This window comes from Microcoleus sp. K5-D4 (genome assembly GCF_036704575.1).
In the GTDB taxonomy this organism is placed as follows: domain Bacteria; phylum Cyanobacteriota; class Cyanobacteriia; order Cyanobacteriales; family Microcoleaceae; genus Microcoleus.
Genome location: NZ_JAUBSD010000057.1, coordinates 15059 through 33544, shown reverse-complemented (window position 1 = coordinate 33544; position 18486 = coordinate 15059). Strand labels below are relative to the sequence as shown.

The 18486-nt window shown below is 46.1% G+C and carries 14 protein-coding genes; 8 read left to right on the top strand and 6 right to left on the bottom strand.

What is annotated here, in order from left to right; translation table 11 throughout:
- Window positions 1–10 precede the first annotated feature (10 nt).
- The 4 genes from QUA77_RS18165 to QUA77_RS18150 all read right to left on the bottom strand — a co-directional run bounded on the left by QUA77_RS18165 (window position 11) and on the right by QUA77_RS18150 (window position 2162).
- On the bottom strand, window positions 11–1333 hold the full coding sequence (locus QUA77_RS18165) for a serine hydrolase (protein WP_333451590.1): 1323 nt from the start codon (window positions 1331–1333) through the stop codon (window positions 11–13).
- Window positions 1334–1454: 121 nt separating this feature from the next.
- A complete protein-coding gene (locus QUA77_RS18160) occupies window positions 1455–1595 on the bottom strand; it encodes a hypothetical protein (RefSeq protein ID WP_333451589.1) in 141 nt (46 codons plus the stop codon).
- A gap of 29 nt (window positions 1596–1624) precedes the next feature.
- On the bottom strand, window positions 1625–1957 hold the full coding sequence (locus tag QUA77_RS18155) for a hypothetical protein (protein WP_242718204.1): 333 nt from the start codon (window positions 1955–1957) through the stop codon (window positions 1625–1627).
- Between the two features lie 31 nt (window positions 1958–1988).
- Entirely contained in the window at window positions 1989–2162 is a 174-nt protein-coding gene (locus QUA77_RS18150) for a hypothetical protein (RefSeq protein WP_333040368.1), read from the bottom strand.
- 276 nt (window positions 2163–2438) lie between these two features.
- Between QUA77_RS18150 and QUA77_RS18145 the strand changes: the two genes are divergently transcribed.
- Window positions 2439–4304, top strand: coding sequence for an AAA-like domain-containing protein (locus QUA77_RS18145; protein WP_333451587.1), 1866 nt, complete (start codon window positions 2439–2441; stop codon window positions 4302–4304).
- A 454-nt stretch (window positions 4305–4758) separates the two neighbouring features.
- Window positions 4759–5358 (top strand): Uma2 family endonuclease, encoded by a 600-nt coding sequence (locus tag QUA77_RS18140; protein ID WP_333040365.1) that lies wholly within the window; start codon window positions 4759–4761, stop codon window positions 5356–5358.
- Between the two features lie 13 nt (window positions 5359–5371).
- On the opposite strand, the gene QUA77_RS18135 is transcribed toward QUA77_RS18140, so the two are convergent.
- On the bottom strand, window positions 5372–6130 hold the full coding sequence (locus QUA77_RS18135) for a 5-formyltetrahydrofolate cyclo-ligase (protein ID WP_333040364.1): 759 nt from the start codon (window positions 6128–6130) through the stop codon (window positions 5372–5374).
- Between the two features lie 117 nt (window positions 6131–6247).
- Here QUA77_RS18135 and QUA77_RS18130 point away from each other — a divergent pair, with 117 nt between their 5' ends.
- Entirely contained in the window at window positions 6248–9049 is a 2802-nt protein-coding gene (locus tag QUA77_RS18130; RefSeq protein WP_333451585.1) for an AAA-like domain-containing protein, read from the top strand.
- 46 nt (window positions 9050–9095) lie between these two features.
- On the opposite strand, the gene QUA77_RS18125 is transcribed toward QUA77_RS18130, so the two are convergent.
- Window positions 9096–9560 carry a COP23 domain-containing protein gene (locus QUA77_RS18125; protein ID WP_333063270.1) on the bottom strand — a complete coding sequence of 155 codons (465 nt, stop codon included), beginning with the start codon at window positions 9558–9560 and terminating at the stop codon, window positions 9096–9098.
- Window positions 9561–9906: 346 nt separating this feature from the next.
- Here QUA77_RS18125 and QUA77_RS18120 point away from each other — a divergent pair, with 346 nt between their 5' ends.
- From QUA77_RS18120 to QUA77_RS18100, 5 genes are all read left to right on the top strand, one after another.
- Window positions 9907–10404 carry an HNH endonuclease gene (locus QUA77_RS18120; RefSeq protein ID WP_006633674.1) on the top strand — a complete coding sequence of 166 codons (498 nt, stop codon included), beginning with the start codon at window positions 9907–9909 and terminating at the stop codon, window positions 10402–10404.
- A gap of 238 nt (window positions 10405–10642) precedes the next feature.
- Window positions 10643–11917 (top strand): bifunctional oligoribonuclease/PAP phosphatase NrnA, encoded by a 1275-nt coding sequence (locus QUA77_RS18115; protein ID WP_333451582.1) that lies wholly within the window; start codon window positions 10643–10645, stop codon window positions 11915–11917.
- Window positions 11918–12792: 875 nt separating this feature from the next.
- A complete protein-coding gene (locus tag QUA77_RS18110) occupies window positions 12793–16434 on the top strand; it encodes a diguanylate cyclase domain-containing protein (RefSeq protein ID WP_333451580.1) in 3642 nt (1213 codons plus the stop codon).
- A 67-nt stretch (window positions 16435–16501) separates the two neighbouring features.
- Window positions 16502–16996, top strand: coding sequence for a phosphohistidine phosphatase SixA (gene sixA / locus QUA77_RS18105; protein ID WP_333451578.1), 495 nt, complete (start codon window positions 16502–16504; stop codon window positions 16994–16996).
- 234 nt (window positions 16997–17230) lie between these two features.
- Complete coding sequence (locus QUA77_RS18100) at window positions 17231–18376, top strand: citrate synthase (RefSeq protein ID WP_333041677.1); 1146 nt, start codon at window positions 17231–17233, stop codon at window positions 18374–18376.
- Window positions 18377–18486: the final 110 nt, after the last annotated feature.

Sequence of the window (18486 nt, the reverse complement as noted above, 5' to 3'; positions counted from 1 at the left end):
TTGCTTAGCTTTAATTCGATGCTTTTGCTGACTCTCGATCTAAATAATTGTAAACAATCCGCGAAATTCGACGCACAAACTCTCTCACGATCGGGTCATTGTAAGGACGTTTGACAAAGATGGCGGCCAAATAACGCTTGCCGTTGGGCATATCAATAATTCCAGCATCGCCAACTACAAAGCCGATATCTCCAGTTTTGTCAGCAATAACTGCGCCAGGGCCCAAACCGGAAGGCAAAAGCGTTCTAGTTGTTGTGTGCCGCAGTAATTCTAAAGCTTGTTCCCGACTCGATTCAGAAACTAATTTATCGCGAGACAGCATCGCCAGCAACTTTACCATATCCACAGAACTTGTGGTATTTGTTCCTTGAAAATCTCCCAACCAATTGCGAATTCTGGTATCAGTTAATCCCCAACTGCGAAAACGCTCGTTGAGTTTAGCAATTCCCCCCAAACGTTCAATAATCATGTTGGTGGCTGTATTGTCGCTGATGGTAATCATTTTATCTACGGTTTCTCTGATGCTAAACCGAGTGCCATTTGGTCTGTCTTGCATAGTTCCAGAACCGCTGGCCACTAAGTCGGACTTCATAACTAATGTTTCGTCTAGGCTAACTTTGCCTGCGTCTACATCTTGATAAAAAGCAATCAGAATTGGTAATTTGATGGTACTGGCGGCGGGAAATACTCGATCGCCCTTGATGTCCAAATAGTTTCCTGTATCTAAATCCAGAAAAAACATTCCGGCGCTAAGGGATCTATACTGTGCGATCGCACTTTGGATTTGAGGCTTGATGGCTGCCATTTCCGAGCCTGTGGACAGCCCCAAATCAGCCGAATAGTTTCTCTGATTTCCCGGCGAAACAGGGGGCGTAACTTGACCTGCTGCTTGTTCTATGCGGGTAATAGCTGTGGGTATAAAAGACTCGTTGCCCGCTATTTGCTCTGGATTTGGCAACTGAAACGACCAGCGCGTGGCAGATTCTCTAATGACTCGGACTTTTTGCGGGTCTAACTTATAACCGGGAGTTAATTGTATGACTAACCTGGTAGTTTCTGTGTCAAACTGCCCGACTCTAATTTGTTGAATAGCTGAGTTGTAACTTTGAGGAGTTTCGGGATACTCCAAGACTATTCCCGGTAAGTCAATTACTAAGCGGGTAGGATTAGCAATTAGTTTAACTTCCGGCTGAACTCCTGAATCTGTGGTTAAATTGAGCTGATTTCCCCTGGGATCGAAGTGCCAAGATGTTAGTGTATCAGCTTTTGCGGGCAGGGCGATCGAGAAAAGGCTAAGGGCGGCCGGCAACAGCCATCGCAGTTTAGGAGTCATGTGTGAAGAGAAAGAGTTTAACGGCTGCAACGAGAAAGCGGCTGAAAAAACCTTATCAACCGCTTTCGAGACGAAGCACCTAGCATCATACAGTCAACTCTTGCCTGCAGCCGTAAGTTTTTTATTTTATTTGGGAGTATTCCGTTTCCGGCACTCCTGTCAAATCCGGTTCTATTACCCCTTTTTGTTCCAGTTTGGCGCAGGCAGACAAAACATTGTACACTGGCGGATTCTCTTGGCAGAATTCTTGTTTTGCAGGCACAAAATTTATTCACCTGCGATGAATTCAAGTTAGGCGACTTCTCGATTTCTAGCATCTTCGAGCGAGTCGATCGCGGCTTTTAAAAACACTTTTCCTTTAGCAACAAATCGGCGATCGCTCAAAGGATCGTAAGCTTCCCAATTACCGCTAACTTCGCGATCGCGCCACAAAAACCAGCAGCGGTAGATTTCCCCGCTATCTATATCATCGCACAAAGCCAGCCAATCATCCCCCGTGAGAGCGCTAGCATCTAATGCTACCAATTCCATCCATGCAAGTGCAGTGCAGGCATCGATCGCCTCAGCATCAACGGAGTCAGATTTTGTAGCTATAGGTTGCGGCGAACACAGTGTAGACTTCATAATTTCTCCTTAATTAAATGAATGAATTTGCCTATTTATGAAACTGACCCGGTACGCCAAGTGGAAAAACTGTGTTTTGATAAATTTCTGGTTCATCAAATTTACCAGCGGCTGATGCTTCTGTTAAATTATTAAGTGTATTAATTGTGAAAATGGCGGCGGTTCCCAAAGCGGCCATTGCCAGTCTGTGTAAGATTTTGCTCATTTGGCTGCTCCTTTTTTGCTTGGTGTATCTACTCTAAAAAGTTAAGTGGTGATTAGTGGCGGAGATTGGGGAGTTAAGAAAAACTTTTTCTCCTCAAATATATTCAACTGTTGAAGCCGTTATCAGGACAGAGTTTGAGGAGTCGATCGCCCCAAAAACCTCTCCAAGTAAAATCCCTTAAATTCCGGCTGGCTGATTATCTTCCTTAAAATCGCCCAAAATAGGAACTTAAGGCGTTAAAATTTCTAAATTCGTTCCCCTTTCACTGCAAGCGAAGTGCTCAAGTCAAAACGTGATCGCGGTCGCATTCTCACTGCCTCTGGCTTAAAGAAACTTAACGAGGCGCTCCAAGAATGGTCTGACCGAAATAATATTAGAGGTACTCTGACTGAAATCGAGGCTGAATCTGGCGTCGGTGCCGATACAGTCAGCAAAATTAAGCAGGGTAGAGAAGGTGCGGATTTGAGTAAAATTCGACAGTTGTTCGCGGCTTTTGAAATGACTCTGGCTGCTAGCGACCACCGATCGGCTAAACTTGAGGAACCGGAAAATTTAGACGAGCTGGACAATTCGCCGGCAGCGGAAGATACAGCCAGCAGCAGAATTGTTAAAGTATTTGTCAGTTATCGCAGCGCCGAACCCGATCGCGAGTTGGGAAAACAGTTAGAAACGGCCTTAAGCGCGATCGGTCATACAGTTTTCACCGCAGAAAATAACATTAGATTGGGAGATAATTGGTTCGATCGCATTAATTTTTTCCTCCAAGAATGCGATTATTTGCTGATACTTTTGCCGCCCACGGGAAACCAAAGCGAACTACTAACATATCAAGTTCAGCAAGCAAAAGAACTGCAAGACTCCCGCCCTGACAGAAAACCCATAATTCTCCCCATCCGCGTCGGCTTTCCCCTGAACGCGCCTCTAAATCACGACTTGCGGGGCTATCTGTACCGGATCAAACAGAGGGAATGGAAAACCACCGCCGACACTCCAATTATTATCGAAGAGGTTCTGAATTTACTAGCAGAACAACCCGCACCCGTCGTAGAAGAAACGGAAGATTTAACACAAAAACAGCTATTAGAAATTAGCAGCGACGAAATACCTCTACCCGCCGCCGAACCTGAATTACCGGGAGGACAAGTCGATGTCGCTTCTCAATTTTATGTAGAACGCCCCCCCATCGAAGAACGCTGCTATCAAACTATTGTGCAGCCCAGCGCGTTAATTAGAATCAAAGCACCGAGACAAATGGGCAAAACTTCCTTGATGGCAAGAATTTTGCATCACGGAGCCCGTCAAGGCTATTGCACCGTTCCGCTAACTTTTCAGTTAGTAGATAAAGGCGTATTTGCCAACTTAGATAAATTCTTAAAGTGGTTTTGCGCTTACGTCGGTCGCGAGTTGCACTTACCCAATCAATTAGAGGATTATTGGGACGAGATTTTCGGCAGCAAAGTCAACTGCAAAGACTACTTTGAAAAATACATTTTGCCGCAAATCGACAGTCCTTTAATTTTAGGATTAGACGAGATCGATCGCGTTTTCCAATATCCCGACATTGCCGAAGACTTCTTAGGACTGCTGCGGGCGTGGCACGAAGAATCAAAGCGGCGCGACATCTGGAAAAAACTGCGATTAATTGTAGTTCACTCCACCGAAGTTTACATCCCGATGAACATCAATCAATCGCCTTTCAACGTCGGATTACCAGTCGATTTACCGGAATTTAACCATCAACAAGTACAAGAGTTAGCAGCGCGGCACAACTTGAATTGGTCGGAGGCAGAAGTTGAGGAATTGATGGCAGTTGTCGGCGGTCATCCGTATTTAGTGCGAGTTGCATTATATCACATTTCGCGATCGGGTTTGACACTCGATGAATTAAAAGAAACTGCGATCGCAGATGCGGGAATTTACAGCGACCATTTGCGCCGGCAGTTGTGGAATTTGGAAGAATATCCTGAGTTAGCGCAGGGGATGAGAGAGATTGTGACTGCGGACTCTCCGGTGCCATTAAAGGCGATGCAGGCTTTTAAGTTGGACAGTTTGGGGTTGGTGAGATTGCAGGGGAACGAGTGCGTGCCGAGGTGCGAACTGTACCGACAATATTTTCGATCGCACTTGAGTAAAATCGTATAATTAACATCTGGCACTTTTTTTAATTAATAGGTAAACCGCAGATTTAAGGCAGATGCAACAGATTTACGCAGATAATTTTAAGATAGGAGAGCCAATGAATGCCAGAGGTATAAGATTCAGAAAAATTAAGCATTTTTTTTGAATTTATCTGCGTTAATCAGCGTCAATCTGCCTTAAATCTGCGGTTGCTCTATTAATCAAAAAATTATGCCAGAGGTATAAAGTATTTAAACCAAATTTGGTATACAATGCAGTTAAATACTCTAACAATCATCAGGTAAACGCGACCAGTGAACGATATTTTTTTAATCACTTCCGATAATTGGCTGGATTGGATAACCGTGTTTGGTTATCTAGGTGTTACTGTTTTCATTATGTGGCGCGTGTTCACCACAAAGTAGATATATGTTAAAACTCGGTAAAATCATAACTAAATCAACTCCCACATACTGTTATGTCGCCTGTTGAAAGCGTCGCAGCAATTCCCAACGATCTGATTTTCCGCTTGAGCATCGAGCAGTATCATGCCATAATTCAAGCTGGAATTTTCACGGATGATGACTCTGTAGAATTGCTGGAAGGTTGGCTGGTTTTCAAAATGCCAAAAAATCCACCGCATCGAGTCACAACTCGTCTTGTCAGAACAGCTTTAGAGAATATTTTACCTGCGGGGTGGTATGTTGATTCCCAAGAACCGATCACGCTTTCCAACAGCGAACCCGAACCTGATCTAGTGGTTGTTCGAGGGGAGACGCGACAGTATCTCGATCGGCATCCGGGGGCTGAAGATATTGCCCTTATTATTGAAGTATCAGATACGACGCTTCAGCGCGATCGAACTGTAAAAAAACGGATTTATGCCCGCGCTGGAATTGCAATTTATTGGATTGTGAATCTTGTTGAAGGACTGGTTGAGGTGTACTCTCAACCTCTTGTTGAAGTTGAGCAGCCTGATTATAGTCAAAGGTTGGATTTCGGGCGATCGGCTGTTATACCGATTATTATTGAAGGGATAGAAATTGGGGCGATCGCTGTAGATGCTCTTTTGCCTTGATTTTGATTGAAAGCTATTGATTATTGGTTAATTGCTCTCTCAACTTTCGCAAAATTGGAATTTGTTCCAACTGTTCCGGCCGTATACTATCCCAGTCTAACCCTGTCGGACGCGGATAACTTGTATTAGTCTCAATTACCTCCTCAGCAGTAACAATCCTATTCAGCGCCCAATCGTGAGCTTGCATTGGTAAACGCGAATCTGCCACTATTTGCAAAGGATGCACTGTTGTGACAATTGGCGTATCGATTTGTACTAACCCGAATTCCTTCAACATAGCCAATTCCAAATCGGCAAATCCTGCACCTTTCCCGGTTCTTCCACCGCCCGGCCCTGCTGCTACGCAGCCGACTATTACTAAATCAATCGGCTCCATTTCTGCAAAACTTACTAATTTTCCGCACGTGAGTGCTTTGCGGGCGATCGCACTTTCGGCAATTGATAGATTTTGCCGCTGCAAATCCTCAGCAGTTAACTCTACAAAACAGCGCTCGTCTGTCAATCGCGGTACTGCCATATACAGGCGTTTTCCCTCCTGCAAAGCTCGCATCCGCACCGGAATTTGGGGCGAATCTGGATTGCACTTAATCGTTTTTGCTTGTTGCCATATTTGTAAAGTTGCCAATCTTTCTGCAGCCAACTGTGCACCGATAAAGTTTGGAATATGACCAAACGGATCGCCAATAGATGCGGCTTGCTGAATCAGCAAAGACCAAATTTCAGCTCTTAACTTGTCTTTGTCGTCGTTATATCCCGTCCAATCAGTTTTCATACTGTATTGTGTTACAATTTATCATACAGAATTATGCTTTAATACCGCCTCACTTCTTCAGTCTGCGAAGGCGGACTTTGTTTGTTTAGTAGTGGTTTCAACCGCCGAATAACTTATATGAATTTTACCACAAAGCCCAGTTACTATCAAGTCGGCGGCAGTCTCACCAATAACGCTCCCAATTATGTGAAGAGGCAAGCCGACGACGACCTTTATAACGGATTGAAGGCCGGGGAATTTTGCTATGTTTTGAATTCCCGGCAAATGGGCAAATCTAGCTTGCAGGTGCGGACAATTCAGCGGCTGAGAAATGAAGGAATTGCTTGTGCTGCGATCGACATTTCGGAAATTGGCAACCGCGGCGTCACTCCTGAACAGTGGTATGCTGGTTTGCTACGCATTCTCGAAAATAACTTTAACCTGTCCGATATTGTCAACGTGCGGACTTGGTGGCGCGATCGCAATTTTTTAACCCCGGTTCAAAGATTGAGCGAATTCATCGAAACCGTACTGTTACCCAACATTTCCAGCAATATTGTCATTTTTATTGACGAAATCGACAGCATTCTCGCCCTAGATTTTCCCGCCGACGATTTTTTAGCCTTAATTCGATCGTGCTACAACAAGCGCGCCAACAATTCAGAGTTTGATCGCCTAACTTGGGCCCTTTTAGGCGTAGCATCGCCGACAGATTTGTGCCGCGAGCAAAATGCCACCAGCAATACCCCTTTTAATATTGGCAAGGCGATCGAATTAACTGGTTTTGACGAAACAGAAGCTCAACCGCTAGCAGCGGGATTGGCAGAGCTTACAGACAGCCCTAATCAAGTTTTGAGGGAGGTTTTGTATTGGACGGGCGGGCAGCCGTTCCTGACTCAAAAGCTGTGCAAACTTCTGCTGGAAAATCCACAATTAATCCCGAATTTAGCCGCCCGTTGCCAAGAGGGGGAGGAAGATTCAGCCGCCCGTTGCCAAGAGGGGGAGGAAGAGGCAGCCGCCCGTTGTCAAGAGGGGGAAAAAGATAAAATTAACACTTCTAAAGAGTGGGTGGAGAAAGTAGTGCGCTTGAAAATCGTGGAGAATTGGGAAACTCAAGATGTGCCCGAACATTTGTCCACAATTCGCGATCGGCTTTTCAAAGAAAACCAGCGCATTGTCAGGAGACTGGGATTCTATCAGCAAATTTTAGAACAAACTGAAATTGTCCCCGATGGTAGTGCCGAACAAATGGAGTTGCGATTAAGCGGATTAATCGTTAAGCGGGGGGAAAAATTAACAATTTCTAATCCTATTTATGAAGCTGTATTTAACAAACAATTAATTGAAGAAAAATTAGAAAAACTCTCGCCTTACTCGGAAGCGATCAAACTCTGGCTAAATTCTAGCTGTGAAGATGATTCTCAACTGTTGCGAGGGAATGATTTGCAGTCAGCATTAGTTTGGGCGGCAGGAAAAAGTTTGAGAAACGAAGATTTTCAATTTTTGACTGCCAGCCAGAAAGTTATTTTGAGCGACCAAAATCAACTGCTGCATTCAGCTACACTAGAAACCAAGAAAGCAGTGTGCGATGCCGAAAAAGCTTGGAGTGAAGCTGACTCTGCCAAACAAAAAGCCAAACAGTGGATCGGCATCGGTTCTGCGGTACTGGCAGCATCGTTAGTGGCAGCGATCGGCTTTTCAACTCTCGCTTACCAACGCTTTAAACTAGCACAAGCAAGTATTGAAATCGAACAAAATGGCAGCGATGCTTTATTGTTGGCTGTTTCTCAAAAGACAGAAAATAGCGAAGCTTTATCAGAAGCTTTACTGAGAGCGATTGCCTCTGGTAAAAAGTTAAAAACATTGGTGATAAACAAACCGCGCCTAGAACAATATCCTGCGACTATACCGCTGTTAGCCTTACAAGTCATCCTCGATAAAATTAGCGAAAAAGAGCAGATTAAAACCTCATCTCTTCCACAAAGAAAGATGAAGTGGCAAGCTCATATCGGTGCAGTTACAAGTGTCAACTTTAGCCCAACTCGGCCAATTTTAGTAACCGCAGGAATAGACGATACAGTTCGGATTTGGAACGTGTTCGGGCAAAAACTTGTTGAATGGAAAGCTTTGCAGCAGTCCGTTAATATGGTAAACTTTAGCCCTAACGGTAAGTTTTTAGCAACTGCAGGGAGAGACGGCACAGTTAAAATATGGAATTTATCAGGAAAAAATATTTCTACATTCAAAGAGATTCAAGGCTCAGTTACTAGCATCAGTTTTAGTCCCGACGGACTGTTGTTGGCGGCAGCAGGAATAGACAGCAATGCTGCAATTTGGAAATTGTCAAAACTGCCAAAATCAATATCGTCTAGCGTCGTGAAACTCCCTGGTCACAACGGCTTAGTGAGAAGCGTAACTTTTAGCCCAAACGGCGATTTTATAACGACTTTAGATGGCAACTCAACAGTGCGGATTTGGAATTGGTCGGGCAAGCTGAAAAAAACACTGCCTGTTCAAGCAATTGGGATCAGTTTCACTCCGGCTCAACACCCGTCTCGCTTTACTACAGTAACATTGAATGGCAAAGTTGGGCTGTGGAACCTGCCAGAAAAAGAATTAGTTAAGGAATTTCAAACCTTGCATTTTGATGCAAAATCAATTAGTTTTAGTCCCGACGGAGAACGGCTTGCTACCGTGGGAATTGACAAGACTGTACGGCTGTGGAATTTAGCGGGGCGGCAGGTTGCTCAATTTGAGTTCGAGGAGAATGTTGTTAGTGTCAGTTGGAGTCGAGACGGAAAGCAAATTGCTGTGGCTGGAAGCAACGGCACTGTCTGGCTGAGGCAGGTTGAAGGGTTAGAAGAATTGCTAAAGCAAAGCTGCAATTTTTTCACCACTCAACCGAAGTATTTTACAAGAGTTTCAACTCTCTGCAAGTAGGACACGGCATTGCCATGTCCTACCCGTAGCTAATGAGTTATTACTATCAATTTACTTTAACAGGCGAAACACTTACATTAGGACTTGTGACTCTTTTTAAGAGTTCTTGTCGGGCTTGTTCGGGATTTTGCCCTTTGGGTACTTGATATAATAATCTACAGGAACCGTCTTGAGGATTAGCTGCACAAATAATTAGTTGACCGGTGGACGATGCACCTGCTGTGACAATATTATCCCAGCTTCCTTGGGGTTGCGAGTTGTTGAGAATTCCTGATACTCTGGTACATCGAGTAATCGCATCTTCTCCTGATTCATTGAAATAGTTATCAGCTAGCCACAAAATAACGGGAATATTTTTGCCTTGTTGGACAGCAATTGTAGCGGGGCGGCCGCCAGCAGCACCGCAAAAGAATGAAGGCGTTTGGGCAAAGGCTGGACTGTTTGCTAAAATCTGAGCAGCAAGGGCAATAATTGACGCGCTAAAACCTGACTTTAAGAGCCGAAATTTCATGAGCAGTAATAAGCTTTTTCATTTAAGGTTACTAATAGTCTAAAAAGTTAAACTGTTTGTTGCCGGGAAGATTAGGCATTTAGAGAAAAAAATAAAATTGATTCTGAAAATTTTGGCATCATCGCACACACTGACCTCATCTAAGCCAAAACTCTGGGAAAAAAGCTCGCTGACCAACACCAAAGGCAGAAAATAGATGCAGCCCTAGGGGGCGCAGGCGCCAAGGTATAGGGTAAAGGAGTGCTTTTTCAGCGTTTTTTGCTGAGCCTCGCTGTTCTTGATGCCGTCCCACCTAAAGTGGAACCTGTGTTAACATCGAACAAAATATTCTCTTTAATAATCAACAATGGGCAATGTTCTGGTGCTGAACGCCTCCTACGAACCCCTTAACATCACCAATTGGCGAAGGGCGGTAGTTTTGTTGCTGAAAGGAAAAGCAGAACAGGTAGAACACAACGGGAAATTTATTGCGCCAAACTTCCCGCTACCAACTGTGATCCGACTGCGGCATTATGTCCGAGTTCCCTATAAGGATATTCCGCTGACCCGCCGGAACATCTTGCACCGGGATGCACACTCTTGTCAATACTGTAGTTATACGGGGGACGATTTAACCCTCGATCATGTAATTCCCCGATCGCGCGGGGGAGGGGACAGTTGGGAAAACCTCGTCACCGCTTGCGTGCGCTGCAATGTCAATAAAGGCAGCCGCACGCCGAAAGAAGCGGGAATGTCGCTGCGCTATCCGCCTAGGAAACCTCACAGCGGTCTTTATTTTGAAGTCACTAAACACGTTAAGAGCGGTATGCACAAAGAATGGCAAAAATATGTAATAGGCCTTTAAAACCCCTGTCAGCGCAAGCGCGGGGGTTTTTTGCGGGAGTTATTAGTTATGAGATTGCTTGGTTCCTGGCAACACACACTCTCTGCATGATTTAAAAAAGTAAACAGAAAATTTACGCTCTTAAATCAGGTTTGTCGTAAAAAGTATGGGCTTTGACAAACAGGCATCTATAAAGAAGCCGGGTTTAGGATCGAATGTCGTGCAAATCCTGAAATAGTTAAATTGTTAATTTTCAACGATGAAAGACCATCTCCCTAACAATTCCGATGAAACATCCGGCAACCGCGAAGGTGAACTTGAGGCCAGCAGCGAGGCTGTACCCGGAGTGAGTGCGCCTGGGAAACGGCGCAGCAAAGGCGAAGTTGCTTCTGAAGAGAATCGCGGCCGTCTCCGCGAGGAATTGCACGATCGCAAAGTCGAGCAATTGCGCCAAATGTTCGATCGGCACAAAGGCACTCGCCAGTTAATCTTGCTGCAAGATTTTCCAGATCCCGACGCACTTTCAAGCGCTTGGACTTACAAATTAATTGCCGAACAGTACGATATCCAATGCGAGATTATCTACGCCGGCGCCCTCAGCCACCAAGAAAACATTGCCTTAGTTAAATTGACAGGGTTGCCGTTGCAGCGGTGGACCCTGGAAACAGTAAAAACTAAGGATTTGTCGGTGTTTCAGGGCTGCGCTTTCATCGACAACCAAGGGACGACTTGTAGCTTAACCCAGTTTATTTTAGCCGCTGGAGTTCCGATCGCCGCCGTCATCGACCATCACAATTTGCAGGGGGAAATGAACGCAGAATTTATCGATTTGCGCCCTCAAATCCGCGCTACAGCCACGATTTTTGCCGAGTATTTACAGGCTGGACTTCTAACTCTCGATGCCAGCGTCAGTCTGCATATCAAATGTGCTACAGCTTTGATGCACGGTTTACGATCGGATACGATCGCCCTCAGACAAGCTCAGGAGGAAGACTTTTTAGCTGCGGCTTATTTGAGTCGGTTTTACGACCCGCAGTTGCTGAATGCGGTGTTGCAGTCGTCTCGTTCTAAGTGGGTGATGGATGCGATCGAGCGATCGCTCAAACACCGCACCGTCCAGAACAATTTTTCGATTGCCGGCATCGGCTACCTCCGCTATGATGATCGCGATTCTATTCCCCAAGCGGCGGACTTTTTAGTAACAGAAGAGAACGTACACACAGCCGTTGTCTACGCAATTGTTCACGACAAAGACGAAGAAATTGAAGTAGTAATTGGCTCGCTGCGAACTAATAAACTTACTCTCGACCCCGACGAATTCATTAAAGAAGCCTTCGGTCAAGATGCTCAAGGACGCTTTTTTGGTGGCGGCAGAAGTCAAGCAGGAGGTTTTGAAATTCCGGTGGGATTTCTTTCTGGTGGGAATGAGAAGAGCGATTATGCAAGGCTAAAATGGGAAGTATTTGATGCTCAGATTAAGCAAAAATTGCTTAATTTAATTAGTCCTAAAGATAATCCTGTTTACGACCATTAACTCGGGAGTTTCTAGGTGCGGTGTTGATTCCAGCAACCGTCTGGGAAGGCGATCGCTTTTCGACCTCCGGTTGCTACCAGGTTTTGCCGTATTTTTTTATCATTCCGAGCAAAATCTTAACTTGGCAATCAGTCCTGCCCGCACTCCAACTCTCATCAACCGGGTTTTTTAACTCTTATTGAGGGTTTTAACTCACGCCCAGTACACCTCTGTCATGAACAGGCTTTCCGGCCTGTTCCACAAAAATTAAATTTTCTTGTGGGGAGTAGGGGTTGGGCAGGAAAACCCGCGCATAAAAAGCTTATTGAAAATGGTGCAAGATGTCAGTTTGAACGAAGAAAATGGGTTGAAAAACCCGGTTTATCCCTCCAGGACTAACAGTAATAAATTTTCTCCTATTGCCCAAAAATACACACCCAAGAAACCGGGTATTTTAACTATTGTCAAGGGATGCAACGAAGTATATTCGTCAAAAAACCAGGTATGGGGAAAAATTTAGTTTGCTTTAGTTTACTAAAGTTCACAACATAATTCTTAAATTATAACACTTCTACAGGGTTAATTTTTTGATATTTCCTTATAAATGCGCTAAATCAATCATAATTTATTAGAGTGGGTGCAGGATATTTTAGAGAATAATCAGAAAAAAAACGCTTGAGAACAAGCAAAATAGATACCGAAACACCTAAACCATTGACTAAATGACATAAAAACAGGAATTGCGTCTCTTGAAAAAACTCTGGATTACAAACCTATATATTGGGTTTTATTCCTAACCTAAGCCAGGGATTTATACGAGAAAAAACAAATTATTATATTTATTTGTTGCGAGGTAGAATACTAGAAAATAGCTTAACAGAAAAAGGAACACGGAGATGTCTACAAAACAGACTTTCTCTAGCTCGTTAGAGAAAATCCTAGAAAAAATTTCAGAAATTGCACTTCAAATCAACGAGGTCGGCGATCGGGAGACAATTTTGCAATGTGCGCTAGAAGAAACCAGGGTGCTGCTGCAAACAGATCGAGTAATTATTTATCGCTTTTTATCCCATAGAGATGGCGTAGTATTTGCGGAATCCGTTGATGCCCAGTGGTCGCGAATCCTAGGAAAACAGATTTATGCTCCTTGCTGTGAAGCTACCTGGGTAGAGCGTTACAGCCAGGGACAAACGAGCAGCATTTCTGATACTCACAGCGGTTCTCTTCAAGCTTGTGATGTCGAATTGCTCGATCGCCTCCAAGTTCAGGCAAATTTAGTGGCGCCAATCTTGCTAGATGGCAAACAGCAGCAATCTCGGAAGCTTTGGGGACTGTTGATTGCTCATCAATGCCGAAGTCCGCGTCAGTGGGAACCTCTCGACATTGAGATCCTGCAACAGGTTGCAATGCACATCGGGTTGAGGATGTGGCACTTGGAATCTCACCGCCCAGTGCTGGGGCAAAATCAAGCGCCGGAACTCGAAACAGAACCGAATCAAACTGATCCCCATACAGAAAGCGCGCCAAGAATCAATCATCAAAATTGTCTACAACCAGAGTTTGCCTGTTCCCTGAGCGGCGATATTGTCCACCTCAAAGCCTTTGACTTGTTGCAAAACCCGATCTGGATATTTGATATTGAGCATTGGCAAATCCGGTGGGCCAACCAAGCATCCTTGTACCTGTGGGATGCTTCCACGCGGCAGCAACTGGCGAGCCACAACTTTAGGGATATGTTGTCAGAGTCTACTCGGATTCGCTTGCAGAGCTATCTGCAGCAGTTTGAGCAAGGCCAAACCTTGTCCGAGCAGTGGACGTTTTATCCGGGCGGTGAGCCTGTTTCTGTCGGCTGTCGGTGCTCTGGCATCAGGATTGATGGCGGGCGTTTGGCAATCCTGGTCGAGGGTAAGGTCGAAACCGCTCATCAAATCGAACCAGAAACCCTGCGATCGATCGAGGCAATCCGACACACCACGCTGATGGTTTCGCTGTACACCCTCGAAGGTGTGCCGCTGCTGCAAAACCAGGCGGCCTTGCGCTGTTACGGCGAGGCGCTGCACCCTGGCTCTGCGACAGATAATGCTTTTGTGAGTCGCTTTGTTGACTCTCAGCTAGGAGAGCGAGCAATGGCAGTTCTTAAGTCCGGTGAGGTATTTAGCACGGAGGCTCAAGTGATTACTCTGGCGGGAATTCGCTGGCATAGGATGGACGTGCGGTGTACCGACGACCCGGTAACAGGCAACCCGATGTTACTCGTGAACGAAAAGGACATTACCGACCGCCAGCAGACAGAAACAGCCCTGCAAAAGAGTGAAACCCGGTTGTCAGAAGCCCAGCGGGTTGCCCAGATCGGTAACTGGGAATGGGACGTAATTACGGGTAAAATTACCTGGTCTCCCGAACTCTTTGAGATTGTGGGACGATCCAGCGCCCTAGGCGAACCTACCTATGAAGAAAACCTGCAGCTTTACCATCCCGAAAGTGCCAAACAGCTACACCTGGTAGTTCAACGAGCGCTCACTCACGGGCAGCCTTATCTATTGCGCCTCAGAATCGTGGGCCCGAATGGTTCTATCCGCCATACCGAAGCCAGAGGACAGGTTCAACTCAATGCAGAGGGAAAAGTCATTAGGTTGTTTGGTACATCCCAAGACATTACGGATCTTGTCCAGGCAGAAACAGAACTCAGAGAATTGAGTACAGCTCTTGCTAATGCCGTTGAGGGCATCTCGCGGCTGGATATTTTCGGACGGTATATCACCGTTAATCAAGCCTACGCGAATATAGCAGGTTATCAGCCTGAAGAAATGGTTGGTATGAATTGGCAGAAAACAGTTCATCCCGAAGACTGCGACAGGATGATGGCGACTTATCAAAAAATGCTAGCCGAGGGCCGAGTGGAGGTTGAGGCCCGGGGTATGCGGAAAGATGGCTCGATCTTTTACAAGCAGGTGGTGATGTTGGCGGCCTACGACTCGCAGGAGCGATTGATAGGGCATCACTGCTTTATGAAGGATATCACCGATCGCAAGCAAGCAGAAGCAGCATTACAACAAGAGTTCCAGCGTCTGGGTATAGTGATTGCTACTCAACAGGAAATCGCCATCCGCAATCCCAATCTTGATGCAGTCATGGCTGTGATTGCAGAGAGGACTCAAGATTTGACCAGCGCCGATGGAGCAGTGATTGAAATAGTTGAAGGGGATGAATTGGTGTATCGGGCAGCCAGTGGTATTGTCTCCCCCTATGTTGGATTACGGCTCAAAGTAGGGACAAGTTTATCGGGAAAATGTATTGAGACCGGCCAAATCATGCTTTGCGAGGATTCAGAAACCGATGCACGGGTAAATCTGGCTGCCTGTCAGAGCATTGGTCTCCGGTCAATGGTGGTTGTTCCCTTGTTCTATCAGGACGATCGGGTTGGGGTCTTAAAAGTGCTTTCAGCTACACCCTCTGCCTTTACAGAGTCAGATATCCAGACTTTACAACTGATGGCCGGGTTTCTGGCAAGCAGCCTGCATCTGGCTTCAGAGTTTGATGCCAAAAACATTCTCCTTAGTCAATTACAGGAAAGCGAGGAACGGTATCGTTCTGTGATTACTAGCATGACAGAAGGTGTCGTACTCCAGCTAGCAAACGGACAAATTACTGCGTGTAATGCTAGTGCCGAAAGAATTCTCGGACTGACCCCCGAGCAAATGATGGGGCGCACATCCGTAGATTTAGACTGGCGAATCGTTCGGGAGGATGGCCAACCGTTCCCGGGCCAACAGCATCCGGCAATCCTCACCCTACGCACGGGACAGGGGCGATCGAATGTGGTGATGGGCATTCACAAATCGGATAAAACGCTGACTTGGATTTCGATTAATTCTCAACCGCTGTTCCATCTCAATCAGTCTCAACCCTATGCAGTAGTGACTACTTTTGCTGATATTACAGAACGGAAACGGGCAGAGGAGATGCTCAGACACCGGGCGGAACAAGAAAGATTAATTGCTACGACAGATGGGTTAACACAAGTAGCAAACCGCCGCTGTTTTGATGAGCGATTGCAGTCGGAATGGTACCGACTGATGCAGGGGAAACAACAGCTTTCGTTGATTATGTTGGATGTAGATTATTTCAAGCGATATAACGATTGCTACGGACATCAAGCTGGGGATACTTGTTTGGTGCAAGTAGCCAAAGCCGCAGCAGCCGCGGTTAAACGTTCTACGGATTTGTTTGTGCGCTATGGGGGCGAAGAATTTGCTGCTATCCTGCCGAGTACGGATGCTGCAGGGGCGATCGCGGTTGCTGAGTCGATGCGTCAGGCAATCCGAAATTTGGCAATCCCTCACGAGCAATCTGATGTGAGCTCGATCGTAACTGTTAGCATGGGAATTGCGACTGTGATTCCCTGCTTGGGAATATCACCGGATGAACTCGTTGCCGTCGCCGATCGAGCATTATATGATGCGAAACGACAAGGGCGCGATCGCTACAAAAGCGCAAACCCGATGACGCCGGCAGAGGTTAATCCAGTTGTAGAATAGGCAAAAGGTAAGTATATCCTCGACAGCTCCTAGAAAAACGGGACTTAATACCTGGAAGTATTGATATATGGTTATTTACCTGATCCGGCACGGTATCGCAGCCGCAGCCGAAGAATATGATACAGACTCAGAACGCCCGCTGACTAAAGAGGGTGATCGTAAAACCAGGAAAATTGCCGAACGCCTGTACGAACTCGAAATTCAGTTTGACCTGATTCTCACCAGTCCCCTACTGCGGGCGCAGCAAACCGCCCAAATCCTGCAAACAGTCGGTTTGAGTTCCCAAATAGAAGAATCCGCCACCCTCGCACCTTCAGGAGACATCGGAAACTGGCTGGAGTGGTACAAACAGTGGCAGGAAATAGGTAGCCGCAGCTTGGCCCTGGTGGGCCACCAACCAGACTTAGGCCACTGGGCAGAAACTTTGCTTTGGGCTCGATCGCAAGATGCCCTGATTCTCAAAAAAGCAGGCATCATCGGCTTAATCCTCCCGGAAACCGGCTCCCCAGTGGGCCGCAGCCAAATGTTTTGGCTAACTCCGCCCAAGTTTTTGCTGCACTAGAAACAGCGAACTGCCCCGACATTAACAGGACCCGCCAGCCCTCTTAAAAGCGCATTCGGGGACGGTGAAACCGGGAAAAAGGGGCGACAATATGCAGCGGTGCGATCGGGCTGTCTGTTGAAAAACTCGGTTTCCCAAGCGCAATTAAATGATTATTTGTCAAGACTGCGACACTATCTTGGTTTCTGGTAATGTACTTTTATGTAGATTGAACTCACACAAAACGGTATCGCAATGGTCGTCGGCGAATTCAAACCAGGTTTAGAAGGTGTTCCCGCCACCTTGTCCAGCATTAGCTACGTCGATGGACAAAAAGGGTTGCTGGAATATCGCGGGATTAGCATCGAGGAACTGGCATTGAAAAGTTCCTTTCTTGAAACTTCATATTTATTGATCTGGGGTGTACTTCCGACAAAGGAAGAACTAGAAGCTTTCGAGCATGAAATTCGCTATCACCGCCGGATCAAATATCGCATCCGCGACATGATGAAATGCTTTCCAGAAAGAGGACATCCCATGGACGCCCTGCAAGCTTCAGCGGCCGCCCTGGGCTTGTTCTACTCCCGCAGAGCTCTGGCTAACCCAGCATACATTAGGGAAGCTGTAGTGCGTCTGCTAGCGAAGATTCCCACAATGGTAGCGGCGTTCCAGCAAATGCGGCGGGGAAATGACCCGGTGCGGCCGAGGGATGACTTGGACTACTCGGCTAACTTTCTTTATATGCTCAACGAGCAAGAACCCGATCCGCTGTTAGCTAGCATTTTTGACACTTGTCTGACTCTCCACGCTGAACATACAATTAATGCCTCTACATTTTCGGCAATGGTAACAGCTTCGACGCTGACAGACCCTTACGGAGTGATTGCTTCAGCAGTTGGCACTTTGGCGGGGCCACTGCACGGGGGAGCTAATGAAGAAGTGATTGATATGTTGGAGCAAATTGGTTCGATAGAAAATGTGCGGGCTTTTGTCGAGAAGAGCGTTGAAAATAAGGACAAAATCATGGGCTTCGGTCACCGAGTTTACAAGGTGAAAGATCCGAGAGCAACTATTCTTCAGAGGTTAGCGGAACAGTTGTTTGAGAACTTCGGCCACGACGATTATTACGACATTGCTATCAAGTTGGAAGAAGTGGTTGAGGAGAAATTGGGTCACAAAGGAATTTATGCAAATGTAGATTTCTATTCTGGTCTGGTTTACCGAAAAATGGGAATTCCGCTCGACTTGTTTACGCCGGTTTTTGCGATCGCCCGCGTTGCTGGCTGGCTGGCCCACTGGAAGGAACAACTAGAGGCAAACCGCATTTACCGCCCGACTCAAATATATACGGGGACTCACGGTGCTCCTTATATTGCGATCGAGGACAGACGCCCATCCTAAAGAAAAATTATCAACCCAGATCTGAGAAATGGCCAGAAGAATTGTTTTGCATTCGTGAAGTGTTGAATTAAAAATTGCTTTCGCCTTCCGAGTCACGAAGCAATCTCTGT

What these genes read in the sequence shown, in the direction of transcription:
- QUA77_RS18140 (WP_333040365.1), top strand. Translation starts at nt 4,759, where the DNA reads ATGTCGCCTGTTGAAAGCGTCGCAGCAATTCCCAACGATCTGATTTTC.
- QUA77_RS18110 (WP_333451580.1), top strand. Translation starts at nt 12,793, where the DNA reads ATGTCTACAAAACAGACTTTCTCTAGCTCGTTAGAGAAAATCCTAGAA.
- sixA (WP_333451578.1), top strand. Translation starts at nt 16,502, where the DNA reads ATGGTTATTTACCTGATCCGGCACGGTATCGCAGCCGCAGCCGAAGAA.
- QUA77_RS18150 (WP_333040368.1), bottom strand. Translation starts at nt 2,162, where the DNA reads ATGAGCAAAATCTTACACAGACTGGCAATGGCCGCTTTGGGAACCGCC.
- QUA77_RS18115 (WP_333451582.1), top strand. Translation starts at nt 10,643, where the DNA reads ATGAAAGACCATCTCCCTAACAATTCCGATGAAACATCCGGCAACCGC.
- QUA77_RS18135 (WP_333040364.1), bottom strand. Translation starts at nt 6,130, where the DNA reads ATGAAAACTGATTGGACGGGATATAACGACGACAAAGACAAGTTAAGA.
- QUA77_RS18100 (WP_333041677.1), top strand. Translation starts at nt 17,231, where the DNA reads ATGGTCGTCGGCGAATTCAAACCAGGTTTAGAAGGTGTTCCCGCCACC.
- QUA77_RS18120 (WP_006633674.1), top strand. Translation starts at nt 9,907, where the DNA reads ATGGGCAATGTTCTGGTGCTGAACGCCTCCTACGAACCCCTTAACATC.
- QUA77_RS18125 (WP_333063270.1), bottom strand. Translation starts at nt 9,560, where the DNA reads ATGAAATTTCGGCTCTTAAAGTCAGGTTTTAGCGCGTCAATTATTGCC.
- QUA77_RS18155 (WP_242718204.1), bottom strand. Translation starts at nt 1,957, where the DNA reads ATGAAGTCTACACTGTGTTCGCCGCAACCTATAGCTACAAAATCTGAC.
- QUA77_RS18130 (WP_333451585.1), top strand. Translation starts at nt 6,248, where the DNA reads ATGAATTTTACCACAAAGCCCAGTTACTATCAAGTCGGCGGCAGTCTC.
- QUA77_RS18165 (WP_333451590.1), bottom strand. Translation starts at nt 1,333, where the DNA reads ATGACTCCTAAACTGCGATGGCTGTTGCCGGCCGCCCTTAGCCTTTTC.